The following is an 18,479-nucleotide window of genomic DNA, read 5'->3' as shown; positions in this document are numbered from 1 at the left end:
AGATTATCGCTTTTTGTAAGAAAGTAAGTAAAGGCGTACATTTTGCAACTCCTGTGTTTGACGGAGCAAAAGTTCAGGACGTTAAAGATATGCTAAAGCTTGCCGGTCAAGACCCTTCAGGACAAGTGAAATTAATTGACGGTAGAACCGGTGAATATTTTGACCGTCTAGTAACCGTAGGACAGAAATATTTGCTGAAATTGCATCATTTAGTCGATAATAAAATTCACTCCCGTTCTATAGGACCTTATAGCTTAGTAACGCAGCAACCGCTTGGAGGTAAGTCTCATTTCGGCGGACAGCGTTTCGGAGAAATGGAATGCTGGGCATTACAAGCTTACGGTGCAGCTTATACGTTACAGGAAATGTTAACGGTTAAGTCGGATGACGTAAACGGTAGGATCAAAACTTATGATTCTATAGTACGTGGTGAAAATAATTTTGAATCAGGCATTCCTGAATCATTTAATGTTATGATAAAAGAATTTAGATCTTTATGTCTTAACGTAAAGCTTGAAGTAACTTCAAGTTAAGAAAGACAGGTCATTTAAACAGATAACAAACTTGTTTTTTATCTGTTTTACTAGATTCCCGCTTTTGCGGGAATGACATATAGGGTGCAATAAGAACTCTGGGTAGACGAAAGTCAATTTCAAAAAGAGCTAGGAGTTCACAAGGCGAGGAGCGGAGCGTATACTTAATACGTGAGCACCGCAGAACTTGTAGAACGACAACGCCAATTTTTGAAATTCACCGAGTATATACGAGTAATTTTTAAGGAAAAGTATTTATGAGCGTAGTAAATTTTTACGGACAATTAAGTAATACTCAACAATTTGATCAGATAAGGATTAATATAGCAAGTCCCGATCAGGTACGTTCGTGGTCTTTCGGTGAAGTAACAAAACCTGAAACAATTAACTATCGAACTTTTAAACCTGAGAAAGATGGTTTATTTTGTGCAAGAATTTTTGGTCCGGTAAAAGATTATGAATGTCTTTGCGGTAAATATAAGCGGATGAAAAACCGTGGCATTACGTGTGAGAAATGTGGCGTTGAAGTTACGGTTTCTAGAGTAAGACGTGAAAGAATGGGGCATATTGAACTTGCAGCTCCTGTTGCTCATATTTGGTTTTTAAAGTCGCTACCTTCAAGAATTAGTACACTTCTTGATATGACAATGCGAGATGTAGAAAAGATTCTTTATTTTGAAAATTATGTAGTAGTTGACCCAGGGTTATCGATTTTACAAAAAGGCGAACTCTTAACAGAGGAAGAATTACAGAAAGCAAAAGATAAGTACGGTGAAGATGCATTTACTGCCTCTATAGGTGCAGAAGTAATACAACAAATGCTTAAAGAGCTTGATTTTTCAAAGTTAAAGCAAGAGTTATACGAGGAATTACAAACCACTTCTTCAGAAGTCAAAAAGAAAAAATTAGTAAAGCGTTTAAAATTAGTAGAGAATTTTTTAGAGTCAGAAAACAAGCCGGAATGGATGATTATGGATGTTTTACCGGTTATTCCTCCTGAAATTAGACCGCTTGTTATGCTTGACGGCGGAAGATTTGCTACTTCAGACTTAAATGAACTTTATAGAAGAGTAATTAATAGAAATAATCGTTTAAAGAAATTAATAGAGTCAAAAGCTCCTGATATAATAGTCAGAAATGAAAAAAGAATGTTACAAGAAGCAGTGGATGCGTTATTTGATAATGGTCGTCGCGGTAGAGCAGCGAAAAGTGCTAATAAGCGTCCATTTAAGTCATTAAGTGATATGCTTAAAGGTAAGCAGGGGCGTTTCCGTCAGAACTTGCTAGGTAAGAGGGTTGATTACTCAGGACGTTCGGTTATCGTGGTAGGACCTGAGCTTAAACTTCACCAGTGCGGTTTACCTAAAAAAATGGCTCTGGAGTTATTTAAGCCGTTTATTTATTCTAAGCTTGAGTTGTACGGCATCGCTACAACTATTAAAGCTGCTAAAAGAATGGTGGAAGCTGAAAAATCCGAAGTGTGGGACGTGCTTGAAGAGGTGATTAGAGAGCATCCGGTTTTACTGAATAGGGCTCCGACGTTACATAGGCTTGGTATTCAAGCATTTGAACCGCTATTAATTGAAGGTAAAGCGATCCAGCTTCATCCGCTTGTGTGTGCTGCGTTCAATGCGGATTTTGATGGTGATCAGATGGCAGTACATATCCCGTTATCGATTGAAGCACAGCTTGAAGCTAGGGTATTTATGATGTCTACAAATAATATCTTAAGCCCCGCAAACGGTCGTCCTATCATTGTACCGGATAAAGATATAGTGCTTGGTTTATATTATCTAACCCTTGCATTTGATAATGAAGTAGGCGCAGGGATGATGTTCTCAGATTTAGCTGAGATGGAACATGCTTTATATAATAAATTTATAACTATTCATACAAAGATAAAATATCGCAGAAATCAGTTAAATGCCGAAGGTAAAATGGTCCCTGTTATCATTGATACTACTTACGGTAGGTTAATGGTCGGTGAGTTATTGCCTTCTAACCCTAATATAGAATTCAAGTTTATTAATAAACAACTAACTAAAAAAGACATATCATTAGTTATAGATTTAGTTTATCGTCACTGCGGTCAAAAAGCTACGGTAATTTTTGCCGATCAGCTAATGAAACTAGGTTTTAAATATGCTTGTTCTTCAGGTATTTCTTTTGGAATGGACGATATGGTAGTACCGGAATCTAAGAGTACTCATATCAACGAAACTCAGCTTGAAATAAAAGAATTTGAACAACAATATTCAAACGGTTTAATTACTTACGGAGAGAAATATAATAAAGTAGTCGATGCTTGGTCAAGATGTACCGATAGAGTAGCAAACGACATGATGAAAGAGATTGCTACGCCGCCGGTTAATGATGCTCCAAATCATCAGAAAATAAATGCTATATATATGATGGCTATTTCCGGAGCAAGAGGTTCTTTCCAGCAAATTAAGCAGCTAGGCGGTATGCGAGGTTTAATGACTAAATCAAACGGTCAAATTATACAAACTCCTATTATCTCTAACTTTAAGGAAGGATTAACTGAATTTGAATGTTTTAATTCTGCTAACGGAATGCGTAAAGGGCAAATAGATACAGCTTTAAAAACAGCAAGTTCAGGTTACTTAACAAGAAAATTAGTAGATGTTGCACAAGATTGTATTATTACTGAAAAAGATTGTGGAACTGATAAAGGAATTGAAGTTAAGAGTGTTATTGAAGGTGGAGAAGTTATAGTACCTTTAGCTGAAAAGATTTTAGGTCGTACTGCTGCTATTGATATATTTCATCCGGTAACTAATGATCTTATTCTCAATAAAGGCGAGCTTATTAATGAAGCAAAGTTAGAGCAGATTGAGTCGGCAGGACTCGACAGAATTATGATAAAATCCGTATTAACCTGTGAAAGTACTACCGGTATATGTAGCATATGTTACGGTAGGGATCTTGCTACTGGTACATTAGTATCAGAGGGTGAAGCAATTGGGGTTATTGCTGCTCAATCTATCGGTGAACCGGGTACGCAGCTTACAATGAGAACTTTCCATATCGGAGGAGCGGCAACAAAAGGTGCTGAGGTTTCTTCCGTAGACGCTTCCTATGACGCAAAAGTGAAAATTATAAGTCGTAACGTTGTGATTAATTCTGAAGAACGCAAAATTGTTATGAGCCGAAATTGTGAATTATTATTGCTTGATAATCACGGTAATGAAAAGGCTCGTCATAAAATTCCATACGGTGCTAGATTACTTGTTGATGATGGTGATATGGTGATTAAAACTCAAAAACTAGCAGAATGGGATCCTTATACTATACCGATTATCACGGAGAAGTCAGGTAAAGTTTTATTCAAAGATATGGTTGAGGGTATTTCTATTCGTGATGTAACTGATGAAGCTACCGGAATACCGAGTAAAGTTATTATTGAATCAAAGCAATATTCACGTGGTGCAGAATTACGTCCGCGTATACAGCTTTTAGATGCTAAAGGTGAAGTGATCACCTTATCAAACGGTTTAGAAGCTAGATATTACTTGCCGGTTGGAGCAGTTTTAAGCGTAGAAGACGGAGTACAAATATCGGTAGGTGATATCATTGCACGTATACCGAAAGAATCAACCACTACTAAAGATATTACCGGTGGTTTACCAAGAGTGGCCGAGCTTGTAGAAGCAAGACGCCCTAAAGATCATGCAGTTATTGCCGAAATTGACGGTAGAGTAGAATTCGGTAAAGACTATAAATCTAAAAGACGTATTATTATACATCCGATTGATGAAACAATGTCTATTGAATATATGGTACCAAAAGGCAAACATGTTGTAGTTAACGAAGGTGACTTTGTTAAAAAAGGTGATTTATTGATTGACGGTAATCCAGTACTTCAAGATATTTTAAAAGTAATGGGCGTAGAGGTTCTTGCAAATTATATTGTTAATGAGGTTCAAGCCGTTTATCGTCTACAAGGTGTAAAGATTGATGATAAGCACATAGAAGTTATTATTCGTCAGATGTTACAAAAAGTAGAGGTTACGGATTCAGGCGGAACTACGTTATTAGCAGGTGAAAAAATAGATAGACATGAATTTGATGAGATAAATGACAAAGCTATGAAAAATGGTTTAAAACCTGCTGAAGCACAATTAATATTACAAGGTATTACTAAAGCTTCTCTGCAAACTAGATCGTTTATCTCCGCGGCATCATTCCAAGAGACTACTAGAGTTTTAACTGAAGCAGCTATTGCTGGTAAAGTAGATAAGTTGCGAGGACTAAAAGAAAACGTGATAGTTGGACGATTAGTACCTGCTGGAACCGGTTACTTTATGGATAAAATGCGTAAAGCAGCCGTAAAGCTTGATGAAGAGAATGTATAAATATACTAAGATAGAACTTAAAAAATTGGCTGTGTCGTCTTTGTAAGTCGTAGGATGCTGAACGTTTAATATACGCTCCGCTCCTCGATTTACAGACCCTTTGCTCTTTTCCAAGTTGATCTTCGTATGTACCTGATAGTTTAAAAAAAACCGTCATTGCGAGCCAACATTTATGTTGGCATGGCAATCTCATGAAATAATAACAAACTCCCCTGAGCTGGCTTCGTCAATTACTTTGTAATGTCCTTGCTAGAAGCAGGAATCTAGAAAAATAACCTTACTACGCATTATTGACAAAAAAAGCCTATAAAAGGCTTTTTCTTATTGCCCACTTGCAGAAATGACGCTTTAATAACAAGCAATCGGTGCTGTTAAATGCTCGTAGGTTTGACCTAAATAAGATACTGGTTGTTCAAAGGTATACGTATTATTGTTATCATAATTACCGTATAATTGTGATCTTGCTAACGAATCATCATATTGGAAGTTTTTAAGTGTTTCTTGATTTTTAGATATCTGCATTTCTGCTAAACAATGTTCAACATAAGTTTTCAGTACTTCTTGATGAATTGCATCATGTAAAGCTTTTAACATGAGTAAGTTTACTAATGGGTTAATACTATTATTTGCATTAGTAGTAGTCGTAGCTTGATCAATAGACATCTTTCCAAACTTCACTTCTAGAGGTAATTTAGACGTTGATCCGGTACTCGCATCCTCACGTATGTCTATATACGCTGCGGTGCTGCGTTCCGTATCTCTTTTAAAGTCCTCTCTATAAGCTGGTTGAGAAAGATGTCTAACAGGCAATTCAGAAATTAAAGACTCTTCATTGCTTACTGCTACCTTCTCTGTTTCAAGATTTGCTGATGCAGCATTGACTTTTTCTGCAAAGTTTATCTCTGGGAAAAGTGCTGTCACATCCGTTATTTCAAGTTTTCCTCCTTTTTTACCTACTTCATAAGCTTTAGCAATAATGTGTTTATAAATAACGTCAATTAATGCTAGTTTTGTTTGTATTTCATCAGAGTAGTTAATTCCTCCTTCATTCCAAAACTTTACTATTCTAGATAAAGCAGGAATATATTTATTGGCCTTTGCTAACAATTTTTGTATAAATGTAGGTTCAATAATAGGGGTTAATGTAGGATTTTCTTCATATTGTCTAAATACATACTCGACAATTTTAGGTATATTTTGATTTGGTTCTACTTCGTCAGGTAAGCCGTGTAATATTTTTTTGGCTGTTGCTTGACCCATCTTCTCATGCAAAATATTAACCCCAATCCATGTCCATGACGGATTAGCCGTAAAACAAAGCTTTGTTATATAAAATGCTAGCGATATAGGTAGAGATAATAACTTTAAATAGTTAAGGCAATTATATCGTATTGGATGAGGAGTGAGACTATAAATCTTACCCATATTTTGGTTTAACTCACATGATGCTTTAATCATTGTATACTTCTGCTTAATTAAATGAGAAGTGATGTCATATACTGGCATATTATTACTTAAATTTAACTCATTCGTCACAGTAAGATATAAAAAACGTTAACATGTGTCAAATGCTATTTAATGAGATTGTGTTTTAAATCAATTATAATACTTGCAAAGTTTTATCAAGATAAATAGAATGACCCAAAGTCAAAAATAATATTAAGGGGTAAATATATTAAGGAGTAAATATGCTTAACGTAAATTTTGTGAATGAAGAATCATCTACTAATCAAGGTCTAGTAGTTTTTATTGATGAACAGTTAAAGCTTGATAGTAATTTAATAGGACTTGATCAACAACATCATGGATTAATTTCTAAAACTATTCAGAATAAACTGCAATTTACCGGTAAATATGGACAGATCAAGGTTATTCCGTCCGTCATTAAATCAGGTGAGGTTAGATATTTGATAATAGCAGGTCTTGGGAATGAAGAAAAATTAACTGAAGCAAAAATTGAAGAGTTAGGCGGCAAAATCTTACAGCATGCAACCGGTTGTAAAATTTCTACTATTGGCTTAAAACTTACAAATAGAATTAGCAGGTTTACATCTCAAACATTTGCATCTTTAGTTGCTAGCGGTGCGTTTCTTGCTTCTTACAGATTTGATAAATATAGAACTACCTTAAAAGAAGCAGAGAAGTTCGCAGTAGAGTCAATTGAAATTTTTACTGATAATAGCACTGAAACGGCGAAATTATTTGAAATCAAAAAATTAATTGCTGAAGCAGTATTTTTTACAAGAGATATAAGTAATGAACCGTCAAATATTAAAACTCCTCAAGTTTATGCCGAAAGAATAGTTGATAGACTTGAACCGCTAGGAGTAGATGTTGATGTTATCGGTGAACGTGAGATGAAAAACCTTGGTATGGGAGCATTACTTGGTGTGGGGCAAGGTTCACAAAACGAGTCAAAGTTAGTGGTGATGGAATATAAAGGTGGCAGTAAGGATATTCCGACTATTGCTTTGGTCGGTAAAGGAGTGATTTTTGATACAGGCGGTATTTCATTAAAACCGTCAAGTGATATGCACTTAATGCGATACGATATGGGAGGTTCTGCAGCAGTTGTGGGTACCATAATTGCGGTTGCTGGTCAAAAATTACCTGTAAATATAGTCGGTGTTGTAGGGCTTGTCGAAAATATGCCGTCCGGTAATGCACAGCGTCCAGGGGATGTAGTAACTACCATGTCAGGGCAAACTGCCGAAGTTTTAAATACCGATGCAGAAGGGCGTTTAGTACTTGCTGATGCTGTTTGGTATGCACAAGAAAAATTTAAGCCTAAATGTGTGATTGATGTTGCAACTTTAACAGGAGCAATAACCATAGCACTTGGTAATACATATGCTGGTTGTTTTTCCAATAATGATGAGTTAGCTGATAAGTTAATAAAAGTAGGGGAAGAAGTTAATGAAAAACTTTGGAGAATGCCGCTGCATGATGAGTACGATGCAATGATTCACTCCGACATAGCCGATATGGCAAATATCGCGAACGTACCGAGAGCTGCCGGAAGCTGCATAGCTGCACATTTCATTAAACGTTTCATTAAAGATGGAGTAGATTGGGCTCATTTAGATATAGCAGGCGTTGCAAATAGTAATAAAGCTTCAGCGCTTGGTCCTAAGGGGGCAGTAGGATACGGCGTGAGATTACTAGAGAAATTTATCAAAGAATATACTTAAATGCTATTCTTGCGTTGCATTGCCTGCATGGATACCGAGTCATCATTGCGAGCAGCCCTAGGCTGCGTGGCAATCTCGTCAAATATCCTGAGATTGTTTCGTCAATTACTTACGTCCTTTTCTTGCAATGACGGAAAAACTATCCACATGTGTAATACTGAGCTAAGAATGACATTAAAACTTCGTCTATTTACTATTCGTTTATTCTGAATATAATTATGAACACAATAAATAAACCTTATATATTTGTTATAGGTAATGAGAAAGGCGGAGCAGGTAAAACTACCTGTGCTATGCATCTAATAATCGCTCTGCTTTATCAAAATTATTCGGTAGTAAGTATAGATACCGATTCACGTCAAAGTTCGTTAACGAATTATTTAAAAAATCGAGATTTATATAATAAACACAATCCTGATAAACCTGTATTAGTACCGAAACATTTTCATATATCGGAAAGCAAAGTAGAAGAGCAAGCAAAGAGTTTTGAGCCGATACTCAAAAATAATCAGGATGTCGATTATATAGTGATTGATACCCCAGGCAGTCATACTCCTTTATCAAGGGTTGTTCATTCTTACGCCGATACAATTATTACACCGATTAATGATAGCTTTCTAGATTTAGACGTAATAGCAAAAGTCGATAGCAAGGATGAAATTATTAGCCCATCAATATATAGTCAAATGATTTGGGAGCAGAAAATGGAACGTGCTAGTCGTGATAGAATTAGTATAGATTGGGTAATACTTCGTAATCGTTTAAGTAATCTTGATGCATTAAATAAAAGACGTGTAGGAAATGTATTAGCTAAACTTGCTAAAAGAATTAACTTTAAACTCGCAGAAGGATTTAGTGAACGTGTAATATATAGGGAGTTATTTTTACAAGGTCTAACATTACTTGATCTAAAAACTGCAAAATATGATAGAGCATTTAATAGCTCACACGTGCTTGCACGTCAAGAATTACGAAATTTTTTAGACTTTCTAGGTATTAAGGCTGCGTTCAAAGGTTAATTTCTATTAAAGTTTTGCTTGTATAAAAATATATATATAATATAAATTAATATGTTTTAATTTTATAAGAGAAGAGAAACAAATGCTAAATATTGCTGAAAATATTTCAAAACTACCGGAAGAACAAGAAAAAGTTAATAAGCTTGTTGATCAATATAAAAATTTAACCCCGGAAGAACAAAAAATTGTTGATAGAAAACTTAAGTCACATTTTACAAAAGAAGAGCTAGAACAAGATGAGCTTAAATCAAGAATGAATAGGATACGTAGTAATTTGTCTAAGCAAGACCAAGAAAAACTACAAGCAGGTAATAATTCTATAGGTGAAATAGCAAAAGATGTATTATCGTTAGTTAAAGGAATAATAAATCTAGTCGAAAATGTTGCAGAGATAATTAAAAATCCTAAGAAAGCAATATATGAATGGATTAAAGGTGAGTTAAATCAAGTGAAACCTCAACAACAAAATTATCAGCAACACCCATCAAAGCCAAAAGCTGCTGCAATATCAAGATAAAACTTTGGCAAGATAAATTTTTAGTTTTTATTTGTGAAAATTTGTGATTTTATGTATATAATGGGGAAATCGTATAATAAAAAAATAAAAATGCATAAATACAGAACTCATAATTGTAACGAATTACAAATATCCGATGTAGAAACAGAAGTTAAGCTATCCGGTTGGGTACATAGAAGAAGAGATCACGGGAATCTAGTTTTTATAGATTTACGTGATCATTACGGTATAACTCAAATCGTGTTTACCGATCAAAACCCTCAGCTTATGGAGGATGCAAGTCGTTTGCGTTATGAGTCGGTAATTACGGTAAGGGGTACAGTTGTAGCAAGATCAGAGGACACGATTAATAATACGCTTCCGACAGGTCATGTTGAAGTGCTAGCTGTGGAATTTAGTGTTGAGTCAGCTGCGGACACTCTACCTTTTGTTATTAATACTGAAAAAGACGCTCCCGAAGAGTCTAGGCTTAAACATCGCTTTTTAGATCTTAGACGTGAGAAATTACATAATAATATAATACTCCGCTCACAAATTATTGCTCATCTTCGTCATTTGATGACGGCAAGCGGTTTTACCGAATTTCAAACTCCGATTTTAACAGCAAGCTCACCTGAGGGGGCTAGGGATTTTTTAGTACCTAGTAGAATGCACCCGGGTAAGTTCTATGCATTACCGCAAGCACCTCAGCAATTCAAGCAGTTATTGATGGTATCAGGCTTTGATCGTTATTTCCAAATTGCTCCTTGTTTTCGGGATGAAGATGCAAGAGCCGATAGATCACCCGGTGAGTTTTATCAGCTAGATGTAGAAATGTCGTTTGTTACACAGGAAGACGTATTTAGTACTATTGAGCCTGTGATGTATGATTTATTCACTAAATTCACGGATAAGAAAGTATCAGAGACTCCTTTCGTTTGTATTCCATATAGTGAATCTATGCTAAAATACGGCTCTGATAAGCCTGATTTGCGTAACCCTATTATAATTGCCGATGTCACTGAGATATTTAGAGATTCCGATTTTACAATCTTTAGAGAGAATATTAAAAAAGGTAGCATAGTTCGTGCAATTCCTGCACCTAAGGCAGCTGCACTGCCTCGTAGTTTCTTCGATAAAATGATAGAGTTTGCGATATCAGAAGGAGCAGGTGGACTTGGCTATATTCAGTTTAGTGAAACCGGTGAAGCAAAGGGACCGGTAGTAAAATTCTTAAGCCCGCAGCAATTAGAGAGTCTAAAAGCTACTGCTAGTGTTAGTAATGGTGATGCTGTATTTTTCGCTAGTGATAAAAAAGAGCAAGCTGCTAAACTTGCCGGTAAGGTTAGAATAAGACTTGGTGAAGAGCTTGATTTACTTGAAAAAGATTGTTTTAAATTCTGCTGGATTACCGATTTTCCATTCTATGAGTTAAATGAAGCAACAGGAAAAATTGATTTTAGCCATAATCCGTTTTCTATGCCGCAGGGCGGAATAGATGCTTTAGAGCAAGCTAAAACCACTGAAGAGTTATTAGAACTTACCGCATACCAATATGATATTGTTTGTAACGGTATTGAATTGTCCAGCGGTGCTATTAGAAACCATAAGCCGGAAATTATGTATAAAGCATTTGCCATAGCAGGTTATAGTGAAGAGGAAGTGGATAAGAGATTTGGAGGGATGATTAGAGCATTTAAGTTTGGAGCTCCACCACATGGTGGAATAGCCCCTGGTATTGACCGAATCGTTATGCTGCTTGCGGAAGCAACAAATATAAGGGAAATAATTGCGTTTCCTTTAAACCAGCAGGCTGAAGATTTACTAATGAACGCCCCAAGCTATGTAGAGGATAAAGCTCTAAAAGAGCTAAGCATTATGCTCTCACCATCTGCTAGAAAAAATGCAGAAAAAGAATAAGAATTTATAGTTGTTGTATGTTATTATGTCATACCGCAACTTGGCCTATAGTATGTCATTTCTAGCTAAAAGCGGAAATCCAGTACTTTTCGCTGTCATACCGTGGCTTGACCACAGTATCGAGAAAAAAATTTAAAAAAGACTAGATCCTGCGATCAAGTCGCAGGATGAGATTAATAGTTACTGGTTTTCCGCGTTTTAGCTAAAAATGACATTAGGACTATGGTATTAAGTATACGCCCCGCTCCTCGCCGTATAGTCTTCCTTGCTCTTTTCCAAATTAAACTGCGTCTACTCTTCATTTACTTTGGAGTATGCTTTGGAATAAATCGAAACTAGCAGGATTTAACTTATAATCCACTTCTGCCTGTTGTAGCACTTTTAAAGTCTTTAGACATTCAGTGAGGCTAAGACCGTTTGCTATCTTCGTAAAATCATTAATATACTGATAGAAAATCGGTGGTGATAATGATTTTATTGCGAGTTCCAAACGCTCACCGTTTTTTACTTTCGACAAAACTATATATAAATTTAAATAATGCCTTATTAATGCTCTAATAATTAAAACTTCATTGATATTTTGTTTTTTTAATATATCAAGCTCTTGCAGAAAATTACTATAATCTTTTTTTGAAAAATACATTGCTAAATCACTGCCGTTTGCCGTAATTTCGCTACTTATAACTTCTAGAACGTCGTTTAAAGTAATTTCGCGTGCGTCGTGAACAAAATATATTAATTTATTTATTTCGCTACAAATTAAATCATGATCACCTTTTAAATGAGCTTTTAAATAAGTGATAGCTTCTTTACTTATAACTTTATTAGTTTTTTCTACTTTACCTAAAATAATTCGTTCAATTTTTGCTTCATCATCATGATAACAAGCAACTGCTGCTAAATATTCTTCCGTTTCAAAAAACCTTCTAATGCTCCCACTAGAAGTCATTTCTTCACCTATAAATACAGGAAAATTTATATAATCACTGTTTAGAATTGTTTTTAAATTCTGATCTATTGAATTCCCAACCGATCTAATTTTAATTAATTCTTTTTGACCAAAAAAATTAGACGAATTAAGTAATATTTCTAAAGATGAAATATTAAGATCTGCGTATTCTATAGAAGTTTGTAGCATATTTAAGCTTTTTACTAAATGCTTACAAATTTTTTCTATATAACCTTTATCAGAACCATATAGTAAAAGAGCTCTAATCTTTCCGGATGTTATTAGTTCAAATAATCTACCTATTTGTGAAAAATAAAATTTCATAGCTTAACTATTTCCGTGTAAAATATAAAATTAATCTGCTACGAATTGCTTCTGCTGCTTGATATGCCAAGTCTATTCCTGTTTTATCTCTTTCAACATTTGTCGCATATGGTGTAAAAATAGCATTATATGACGTGTTTTGGTAAAACTTCTCTTCAATTAAAACCTTTTGGCTTTCTATATCAATTAATTTATATCTAACTAATTGATTAATATTTTCCCTTAAAACATTGGAGTTTTTTTCAATAGTAGCAGGCATAGTTGTTGCGATAAGCTTTACTTTAAGCAGGTATTTTGCTTGTGCTTTCTGAGGTAAAATACTAGTTAAACGATGATAAAACTCAGCCCCTTCAATTGTTCGAATTGGTTCAACTTCAATAGCTTCTAAAGCATTATTTCTACTGTATTTTTCACTATATACCGGTTTTAAATTACAACTGCTCGTTAGAAAGAATATAATTATTACAAATAAAGAACGCATATATTAGATTAAGATTGGTTTTTTATATTAATAACAGTTTATTTCGATTTTGTGAAAGAAAATTATAATAATGAGCATTTATTAATATTTATAATAATATGTTAATTGATGTTGACATTAATAAGTGAGGCTTGTATGCTGCCATTTTAAAATTTTCAAGGTATTAGATTTTATTAAATAAACTTGTTCTAAGTATTCCAATACACATACACACAGCATGGATAAAAATAAGAGCATATTTTCTAGAAAAAGTAACTTTAACAAAATATAGCTTAACAGAAAATATTCGCTCAAAGTAAATACAGATGAAGCTAAAACTGTAAAGATTAAAAGAGGATTTAAAAAAAATCTTTTGAGTTTATATGAAGAAAAATTGATAATATTAGCACAAAAACTATCATTACAAACATCAATTAGTTATGATGCTTATAACCCTCAAACAGAGTATTACCCATTGATAGGAGAAGATAGAAATATCGATTATATCCCTATCACCGAATTATAATCTTTGAAGCTTTAAATTTAAGCGGTAAGTTTTACATACTTACCGTTTTTTATTAAAGAACTCTCTATATCTTCCTTGCAAATCTCATACTCTATGTTAAATTTACAAGGAAGATGCTTGTCCGATAATTTACAAAATTTTTATACAAGCTCCATTATTGTATGCTTATTGTTTCCGATTATAGACATATCATCTCTAAATATTTTATCTTCTGCCCAATCATGCTATGGTTCTATATTAAGCCGGTCTAAATATCTCGTTCACAATTTTGCAATATTTCTAATATTTCTTTACTAGTATTATAATATGATGGAGTAAGACCTGAAGCATCTTTGATTATTACTAAATAAGGATTTTTTGCTAATAAAGTTTTGATAATCTCTTTGTTAGCAATTCCTGTAACTGCTGAATGTAACACTGTTGAATCGTTATAGGTTATCTCTGTTACGTATTTAGCTAATTCTAATATTTTTTCAACTAATGTTTGTTCTGTATCCTCAACCGCATCATGTAAGATATACTTATTATTTTTATCAAATAGAAATGTAGTGCAGCTTCATCATTCTTGTCTATTAATGCTTTGAATTTTCTTAAGAAGCTTCTTTTTTAGAAACATCCCTCTCTATATCATCATCTGAACGTGGTGATGTTAGTGAATCCTGATTATTAGAGTGATTACTATTTTTTGTAAAAAACTTAAAAAAAGATGTTTTTTGTTTTATCTACTGTAGGTATTTGTTCTTTAGTCATTAATTCTCCTAAATTTATTAATTATTTTAGGAGAAATTGTTAATTAGCTATGTTTCTTAGGTGGTGAGTAAGGGGCGTTTTTTCTGTCATTGCGAGGAAATTGCATAGCAATTGACGAAGCAAAATCTCAGGAGAGTTTGTTATTATTTCATGAGATTGTCACGCAGCCTACGGTTGCTCGCAATGATGGTTTCAGTATGTATCCACGCAACAATACTGTCTCGCTTTTGCAGGAATAAAATAAAGAATATTTATCAATCCACTCAAAAATGACCTAGTTGACGAACTACTCTGAGCTAATTTGCAATTCTCCTAAAATATAAGATTATAAGTTTAAGAATAATAACGCAACAAACCAAGTTGCATTATATATTACTTCATTGATTAAGAATTATTAATTTATCACAATGTCATTAGTTACTGAAGTTTTATATTGTCCATATCCCAATCATGAGAAGTAGTATTATACTTTAATATATAAGGCTTAGTATCTATAGAATCTAGAGCTACATCAGCAATCATATCATCATGCGACGAGATAAGTTCATTATAACCGAAATTAGCATAATAAGGTTGATAATTTCTAAATCTAACCGTTATAAACTTCTCTTTAGTAATAGCAGGCAAGAATTTCACCAAATCATCAAGATTACTTAAAGCTAAATCTTTCATCTCAAAAATTTGCAATCTATAAACATTTTTATAATCTTTAGTAAAAAACGTTGGTATAGAGCTAAAGCTACTACCGGATTGAACGGAAGCTATACTTAGAGCTTTAAGAGGAATACCTGATTTATTACTAAAATAATCATCGGCTTCAAAAAATACTGCACCGCCGAAATTTATCATTTTAGCGATTTTATTATTGTTCACATCATATAAATCTACTGCTTGTTCTAGCTTTTTTCCGTCACGAAATATAGTAAGTTTAATAGCTATTCCTTTGAAATTATCCATTTCTCTATCAAATAATGCTAGATTGCCGCCGAGTTCCTTATCATTAACTGCCCAAATAATATCACCGGCTTTTAAAGATTTTGCGGCAGGTGATCCGGCTAGAACTGCCTTAATGCTTATCACTCTATTTCTACTATCAGGAAATTTCTTTATATATTTATCCATTTCTTCTTTAGGGAAATTGTGATGTCTAACTGCTTTATTTAAAGAATATAACTCGCTTATTATTCCTATATGTTTTCTGCCTGGTTGTTTATTATTCTTTAAACTTTCTAAAGTGCGAGCTACATAATCACCGTGTAGCGCTAGAGAATGAGTTTTACCACCACCATATAATACTCCTATAGCCTCAATCTTATCGTTTAATACCGGTGAACCGCTAGCACCTCCTGTAGTATTTAAATTAATAACATAAGTACATTGCGGCATTAAACCTTCAATATTATAAAGATCAGACAAATAACCGGTATGGAAAGAAAAACCTTTTGCTTCTGTGTTACCGACTACAAAAACCTTTTGATTTAATTTTGGAAATTCGCTTGCAAAAGATATTTGCGTTGCTGATGCTGGTATATCTTTACTCTCTACTTTTAAAACGGCATAATCTTGCCAAATATCGTAATAGATAAGTTTTGCTTCTGCCTGTTCACCGTTATAAAAAGTAACAAAATAAGTTCCGATAGACGCACCGCCGACAACATGAGTATTAGTAATTATATAACCGTTGTTCTTATCGTTGATAAATCCTGTGCCAGTCCAACTACTTGTATCGTCATATGCCGATACGGCAATTCTAGTATCGATCGTTACGATTGCTTTCTTTGCTTTTTCAAATATAATAGTGCTTGTTTCGCTAGATGCTAAAACTATATTATTTAGAAAAACTAAATTAATAATAAATAAAAGTTTTAGTAAAATCGGTAGTTTTTTCATTGTTACCTCTTGTAAAATCATTTAAGCCACACTATATCAAATCAAAAGTCATAATAAAATAAAAAAAAGAAAACGAGGAATCTTATGGGAAAAGTAATAGGTATCGACCTTGGGACTACCAATTCTTGTGTTGCAGTCATGGAAGGTAAAGAACCAAAGGTAATAGAAAATGCAGAAGGTGAAAGAACTACGCCGTCAATAATAGCTTTTGCAAACGGCGAAAAATTAGTCGGGCAATCTGCTAAGAGGCAAGCAGTAACTAACCCTCGCAATACTATATATGCGGTAAAGCGATTAATCGGTAGAAATTTTATCGATCCTATGGTTAGGAAAGACCAAGGTATTGTACCATATAATATAGTGAAAGCCGATAACGGGGATGCATGGGTCGAAGCGGATAATAATAAATATTCACCAAGTCAAATTAGTGCATTCATTTTACAAAAAATGAAAGAAACTGCTGAGAATTATTTAGGGGACAAAGTAACACAAGCAGTAATTACCGTACCTGCTTATTTTAATGATGCACAGCGTCAAGCAACGAAAGACGCTGGTAAAATAGCAGGTCTTGAGGTCCTTAGAATAATCAATGAGCCGACTGCTGCAGCTCTTGCTTACGGTTTCGAGAAATCGGCAAGTAAAACTATTGCAGTATACGATCTTGGCGGCGGAACATTCGATGTTTCAATTCTTGAGATCGCTGATGGTGTTTTTGAAGTGAAATCAACAAACGGCGATACATTCCTTGGCGGTGAAGATTTCGATACAAGAATATTAAACCATTTAATAGATGTATTCAAAAAAGAAAACGGTATAGATTTAAGTAAAGATCCTTTAGCACTTCAACGTTTGAAAGAAGCCGCGGAAAAAGCTAAGAAAGAGCTATCTTCTGCAGTAACTACCGATATTAATTTACCTTATATTACGGCTGATAGTAGCGGTCCAAAACACTTAAATATTAAATTTACTAGAGCTGAACTAGAAAAATTAGTAGATGATTTAATTGAAAAAACAATTGAGCCTTGCCGTAAAGCATTACAGGATGCAGGTTTTAAAGCTTCTGATATTCAAGAAGTAGTATTAGTAGGCGGTATGACTAGAATGCCGAAAGTACAAGAAGCCGTAAAAAAATTCTTCGGACGTGAGCCGCATAAAGGCGTAAATCCCGATGAGGTTGTAGCTCTTGGTGCTGCTATTCAAGGCGGAGTACTTAATAAAGAAGTAACGGATATATTATTATTAGACGTTACACCTCTATCCCTTGGCATTGAAACTCTTGGCGGTGTATTTACAAGATTAATTGATCATAATACTACTATACCTACTAAGAAAAGTCAGGTATTCTCAACTGCTGATGATAACCAGCATGCCGTAACTATTAGAGTATTCCAAGGTGAACGTGAAATGGCCAAAGATAATAAATTACTTGGTCAGTTTAATCTCGAAGGTATACCTCCTGCACCAAGAGGTTTGCCACAAATAGAAGTAACGTTTGACATTGATGCTAACGGAATAGTGCATGTTTCAGCTAAAGATAAAGCAAGCGGTAAAGAGCAGAAAGTAACTATTCAAGTTTCCGGTGGTCTTAGCGATGCGGAAATTGAACAAATGGTTAAAGATGCCGAACAAAATGCTGATGAAGACAAAAAGCGTAAGGAACTTATTGAAGCAAAAAATGCTGCCGATAGTTTAGTTTATTCTACTGAAAAAACTCTTACAGAATATGGTGATAAATTATCATCAGACGATAAAGGAGCTGTTGAAGAAGCACTAGCCGCTTTAAAAGCCGTGCTTGAGTCGGAAGATACTGCTTTGATTAAAGAAAAGACCACAAGTTTAACTACAGCTAGCATGAAAATCGGTGAAGCGATGTATAAAGCACAAAGCGAGAGCCAACCTGCTGCAGAAAGTGCCACTAATGATGAAAAAATAGTAGATGCCGACTTTCAAGATGTAGAGAAGAAGTAGAAGTAATTTCATCATTGCAAGGAACGGAGCGACGTGGCAATCTCGTTAAATATCCTGAGATTGCTTTGTCAAATTAC

General features: G+C 34.5%; 10 protein-coding genes and 3 pseudogenes. 8 read left to right on the top strand and 5 right to left on the bottom strand.

The genetic code is table 11. The annotated features are described in order from the left end of the window. Together BG75_RS09435 and rpoC are read left to right on the top strand one after the other, a co-directional pair. Positions 1–533: pseudogene (locus BG75_RS09435) on the top strand (DNA-directed RNA polymerase subunit beta); the annotation flags it as partial. Positions 534–790: 257 nt separating this feature from the next. Continuing rightward, positions 791–4,909 (top strand): DNA-directed RNA polymerase subunit beta', encoded by a 4,119-nt coding sequence (gene rpoC, locus BG75_RS01670; RefSeq protein ID WP_062811205.1) that lies wholly within the window; start codon positions 791–793, stop codon positions 4,907–4,909. 348 nt (positions 4,910–5,257) lie between these two features. Here rpoC and BG75_RS01665 read toward each other — a convergent pair whose 3' ends face one another. Beyond that, a complete protein-coding gene (locus BG75_RS01665) occupies positions 5,258–6,415 on the bottom strand; it encodes a palindromic element RPE1 domain-containing protein (protein WP_062811235.1) in 1,158 nt (385 codons plus the stop codon). 182 nt (positions 6,416–6,597) lie between these two features. Between BG75_RS01665 and BG75_RS01660 the strand changes: the two genes are divergently transcribed. From BG75_RS01660 to aspS, 4 genes are all read left to right on the top strand, one after another. Beyond that, positions 6,598–8,100 carry a leucyl aminopeptidase gene (locus BG75_RS01660; protein ID WP_062811204.1) on the top strand — a complete coding sequence of 501 codons (1,503 nt, stop codon included), beginning with the start codon at positions 6,598–6,600 and terminating at the stop codon, positions 8,098–8,100. Between the two features lie 218 nt (positions 8,101–8,318). Beyond that, positions 8,319–9,119, top strand: coding sequence for a division plane positioning ATPase MipZ (locus BG75_RS01655; protein WP_062811203.1), 801 nt, complete (start codon positions 8,319–8,321; stop codon positions 9,117–9,119). Positions 9,120–9,201: 82 nt separating this feature from the next. Then, a complete protein-coding gene (locus BG75_RS01650) occupies positions 9,202–9,636 on the top strand; it encodes a DUF3106 domain-containing protein (RefSeq protein WP_062811202.1) in 435 nt (144 codons plus the stop codon). A gap of 90 nt (positions 9,637–9,726) precedes the next feature. Next, complete coding sequence (aspS, locus tag BG75_RS01645; protein WP_062811234.1) at positions 9,727–11,535, top strand: aspartate--tRNA ligase; 1,809 nt, start codon at positions 9,727–9,729, stop codon at positions 11,533–11,535. A 298-nt stretch (positions 11,536–11,833) separates the two neighbouring features. On the opposite strand, the gene holA is transcribed toward aspS, so the two are convergent. Then, a complete protein-coding gene (holA, locus tag BG75_RS01640) occupies positions 11,834–12,808 on the bottom strand; it encodes a DNA polymerase III subunit delta (protein WP_062811201.1) in 975 nt (324 codons plus the stop codon). Between the two features lie 7 nt (positions 12,809–12,815). Continuing rightward, positions 12,816–13,289, bottom strand: coding sequence for a hypothetical protein (locus BG75_RS01635; protein ID WP_062811200.1), 474 nt, complete (start codon positions 13,287–13,289; stop codon positions 12,816–12,818). Positions 13,290–13,456: 167 nt separating this feature from the next. Here BG75_RS01635 and BG75_RS06975 point away from each other — a divergent pair. Then, positions 13,457–13,794 (top strand): annotated as a pseudogene (locus tag BG75_RS06975) (hypothetical protein). Between the two features lie 140 nt (positions 13,795–13,934). On the opposite strand, the pseudogene BG75_RS10485 reads toward BG75_RS06975, so the two are convergent. Beyond that, positions 13,935–14,212, bottom strand: a pseudogene (locus tag BG75_RS10485) (hypothetical protein). A 749-nt stretch (positions 14,213–14,961) separates the two neighbouring features. Then, the gene (locus tag BG75_RS01625) at positions 14,962–16,455 is read right to left on the bottom strand and encodes a S1C family serine protease (protein ID WP_062811199.1); all 1,494 of its coding nucleotides are present in this window, start codon (positions 16,453–16,455) and stop codon (positions 14,962–14,964) included. Between the two features lie 63 nt (positions 16,456–16,518). Between BG75_RS01625 and dnaK the strand changes: the two genes are divergently transcribed. Further along, positions 16,519–18,402 carry a molecular chaperone DnaK gene (dnaK, locus tag BG75_RS01620; protein ID WP_062811198.1) on the top strand — a complete coding sequence of 628 codons (1,884 nt, stop codon included), beginning with the start codon at positions 16,519–16,521 and terminating at the stop codon, positions 18,400–18,402. Positions 18,403–18,479 lie beyond the last annotated feature (77 nt).

The organism is Rickettsia endosymbiont of Proechinophthirus fluctus (assembly GCF_001602635.1).
Taxonomy (GTDB): Bacteria; Pseudomonadota; Alphaproteobacteria; order Rickettsiales; family Rickettsiaceae; genus Rickettsia; species Rickettsia rickettsii.
This window is presented reverse-complemented; position numbering and strand designations above follow the sequence as displayed.